The following is a 3565-nucleotide window of genomic DNA, read 5'->3' on the forward strand; positions in this document are numbered from 1 at the left end:
CTGCTGGCCTGGCACATCGGCGTCAACCGGCGTTGGTTCACCGGCCTGCTGCGCGGAGGCTACGATGCCCGGCGCTTGCTGTCCGTGGTACTTCACCTCGGGCTAATCGTCGGCATGGGCCTTCTTCTGGTCGCCAGCGTCGCGATCTCGGACTCCTTGCTGGCGGCGCTTCCCCTGCCCGAAAGTTTCGCGCTGCGCCAGGTCCATCTGTTCACGGCCTACTGGGTGATGATCGCCGTCGGGGCCCACCTTGGCCTGCACTGGACGCGGGTCATGGCAACGACCCGAGGGATGCTGCGCCTGACGCCGCCCAACACGCTGCGGACCTGGACCTTGCGCGCCGTTGCGGCGGCCGTTTTCCTGCTTGCCTTCGACAGCGTTGCGACGCTCGACCTGCGCAGCAAGCTGACCTTCAGGCCCAGCCTGTCGTTCTGGGATTTCTCGACCTCGGTCGCGCCCTTCTTCTGGCATTGGGCCGCTGTGCTGAGCCTGCCCGCGATCCCGGTGCACTATGGCGTCAGACTGTTGCGCGCGCGGCGGTAGGCGGATGGCGCGCCAGGGATCAGCCTAGGCTACACAGTTTGCTTTGCCCGATTCATGGTTGGGCAATGATTTTAGCCTCAGCATGCCTTTCGATCGCCCGGCAATGAATGAATTTCATAGGACCAACCCATCGGGTCGGTCTAATCGCGCCGCTGCCGGGGCATTATATACCCATCGGTGCACGGGGGCGGGACCGCCCCGCCACCAGCAATAACATTCGGAGAAAGAACATGAGCAACAATATTCAGGATAAGGTCGTCGTCATCACCGGTGCCTCCAGCGGCATGGGCGAGTCGGCAGCACGTCACCTCGCATCGCTCGGTGCCAAGGTCGCCATGGGCGCCCGCCGCACCGAGCGCCTCGATGCGCTAGTGTACGAAATCACCGCCGCAGGTGGTGAGGCGATTGCCGTCGCGACCGACGTGACCAAGCCGGACGATGTCAAGAGGCTGGTCGACATGGCGGTCGAGGCCTATGGCCGGATCGACGTCATCATCAACAACGCGGGCATCATGCCGCTGTCCCCCATCGAAAGCCTCAAGATCGACGAATGGGACCGGATGATCGACGTGAACATCCGCGGCGTTCTGCATGGCATCGCCGCAGCGCTGCCGCACATGAAGGCGCAGAAGTCCGGTCAGATCATCACCACCTCGTCGGTCGCGGGTCACGTCATCTTCCCCGCCTCGGCGGTGTATTCCGGCACCAAGTTCGCCGTTCGCGCGATCAGCGAAGGCCTGCGGCAGGAAGTGAAACCCTACAACATCCGCACAACCATCCTGAGCCCCGGCGCGGTCAAGACCGAGCTGCTCGAGCACATCTCGGACGAAGAGGTCAAGGCGGCGAACTCAGACTATGTCGGCCAGGTCGGCATCCCGGCGGACAGCTTCGCACGCATCGCCGCCTTCGCAATCAGCCAGCCCGAAGACGTCGACATCAACGAGGTCATCTTCCGCCCGACGGCCCAACAGTTGTGATCCCGGTCCTGCAGCGGCGCAAGCCGCTGCAGCTCCCACACGGCAGGCGGCACCCGTCACGCAAAGCGATCCCGAGCGCACAGGCGCACAGGCGCACAGGCGCTCCGAACAGCAGAATCCCATAACGGATACGTCGAAGGCCCTGCTTTCCAGTGCCCTGCCGCCGGCCACCGCCCCGGCCCTTGCGCAAGAGGTCCCCGATGTCGCCGCATCCATGACCACAGCCAGCCCATCGTCTGAGAGGTCAACAAAGGGGGCAACGCCAGCATGCTGCACCTTCCGGACGCGGGACTGACCGGCAACAGAGACCCGCCGATGATGGAGCCAACACCCTTGAGATCGCAGATCTGCTGATCGACCGGATCAGCGAAGCCTGAGGCGCGGGGTCGATGACAGGGGAGCCTCGAAGCCACTTCTTGCTGGCCCCCACCTCTTGCCGACCGGACGCGAAGACCGGCCGATCACCTTCGTGTCGCGACCTGCGCGACCGGAAAGGAAGTCCAATGCTTGCCTCGACGACCGCGGCCCAACCGGCCCGCGCCACCATGACCCCCCTGCTGACGCTGCTGTTCGCCATCGCGGGCGGCATCGCCGTCGGCAACCTTTACTGGTCGCAACCGCTGCTTGCGGTGATTGCCGAAGACTTCGGCGTTACCGAAACCTCGGCCGGACTCCTCGTCACCGTGACCCAGCTGGGTTACGCCACCGGCATCCTACTGATCGTGCCCCTGGGCGACACGCTCAACCGCCGCAAGCTTATTCCGGCCGCGATGTTCCTGTCAGCCGTTGCCCTGGTGGGGGCAGCCCTGTCGCCAAGTTATCCCCTGTTGATGACAGCGCTTCTTGCGCTAGGGCTGGCCACGACGGCGGGCCAGATGATCACGCCCCTGGTCGGCGACCTTGCCGCGCCCGAGCAGCGCGGTCGCGTGGTCGGAACCGTGGTTTCGGGGATGCTTAGCGGGATCCTTCTGTCTCGGGCGCTCAGCGGGCTGATCGCGGATGTGCTCGGGTGGCGAGGCGTGTTCTGCGTCGCAGCCCTTGCGGCGGTCGTCATGGCGGTCTGCATGCGCCGTGGCATCCCCGAAGAGCCCGCACGGCCCGGCGTCCCCTACGGTCACCTGCTCTGGTCGATCTACGACAGTGTGCGGACCCATGCGGTGGTCCGCGGGACCCTGCTTCTGGGGGCCTGCGTCTTCGCGGTCTTCTCGATGTTCTGGACCGCTCTGACCTTCCTGCTCAGCAGCGCACCCTACAACTATTCGCTCGCTCAGATCGGGCTTGTCGGCCTTGCCGGTCTTGCCGGCGCCGCTGCCGCGAAGAACGCCGGGCGCCTGCATGACGGCGGCCTGTCGGTGAAGGCGCAGGGCGTCGCACTGGTCGTCACGCTTGGCTCGCTTGGGCTGGCCGGGGCAGGTGCGCATTCCATCGTGGTGATCCTGATCGCCGTGGTCGTGCTTGACGGAGCCATCCAGACTATCAACGTTCTCAATCAGTTGCGGCTCCTCAACCTCGATGCGGAACGTCGCAGCCGCATCAACTCGGCCTTTGTGACCAGCAACTTCATCGGCGGCGCCATCGGCTCGGCCCTTGCCGGAGCGGTCTGGCCGGTCGCCGGTTGGACGGGTGTCATGGCCGTGGCCGCCGGAATGATCGGCATCGCCTGCGTGGTATGGATCGCCCGCCGCCAGACCTTCGAAGTCTCGGCGGGCTGAGCCCTGTGGCGCGGCGCTTGGCGCTGCCCTCTTCGAAAAAGACCGCCGGTGCGAACCGCTCCGAATGTCCCTGATACACCCTCCCAGAAGGACCGCCCCATGACCTCCATACCTGAATCGTCCGAGAAGCTCCCGATCGAGAGCCTTCTCGCTCTCTCGACCGCGGCCTTCCTCGCCATTCTCACCGAAACAATGCCCGCAGCCGTGCTGCCGCTGATATCCGCTGATCTTCATTGGACGGAGGCGCAGGTGGGGCTGCTGGTCGGCGCCTATGCCGTGGGCTCGGCCGCGACGGCAATCCCACTGATCGCCGCCACGCGCGCCCTGCCGCGT

General features: G+C 65.4%; 3 protein-coding genes and 1 pseudogene. All 4 read left to right on the top strand.

The features are described from left to right. Positions 1 to 543, top strand: a 543-nt coding sequence (locus tag P775_RS07245) for a DUF4405 domain-containing protein (RefSeq protein WP_180287359.1), incomplete at its 5' end; no start/stop codon positions are given. 230 nt (positions 544 to 773) lie between these two features. Then, complete coding sequence (locus P775_RS07250; RefSeq protein WP_099910353.1) at positions 774 to 1520, top strand: SDR family oxidoreductase; 747 nt, start codon at positions 774 to 776, stop codon at positions 1518 to 1520. Positions 1521 to 2023: 503 nt separating this feature from the next. Then, positions 2024 to 3232: an MFS transporter gene (locus P775_RS07255; RefSeq protein ID WP_099910354.1), complete on the top strand. Its 1209-nt coding sequence runs from the start codon at positions 2024 to 2026 to the stop codon at positions 3230 to 3232. Between the two features lie 99 nt (positions 3233 to 3331). Then, positions 3332 to 3565: pseudogene (locus tag P775_RS07260) on the top strand (hypothetical protein); the annotation flags it as partial.

Source organism: Puniceibacterium antarcticum (assembly GCF_002760615.1).
Lineage (GTDB): Bacteria > Pseudomonadota > Alphaproteobacteria > Rhodobacterales > Rhodobacteraceae > Puniceibacterium > Puniceibacterium antarcticum.

What these genes read in the sequence shown, in the direction of transcription:
- P775_RS07250 (WP_099910353.1), top strand. Translation starts at nt 774, where the DNA reads ATGAGCAACAATATTCAGGATAAGGTCGTCGTCATCACCGGTGCCTCC.
- P775_RS07255 (WP_099910354.1), top strand. Translation starts at nt 2,024, where the DNA reads ATGCTTGCCTCGACGACCGCGGCCCAACCGGCCCGCGCCACCATGACC.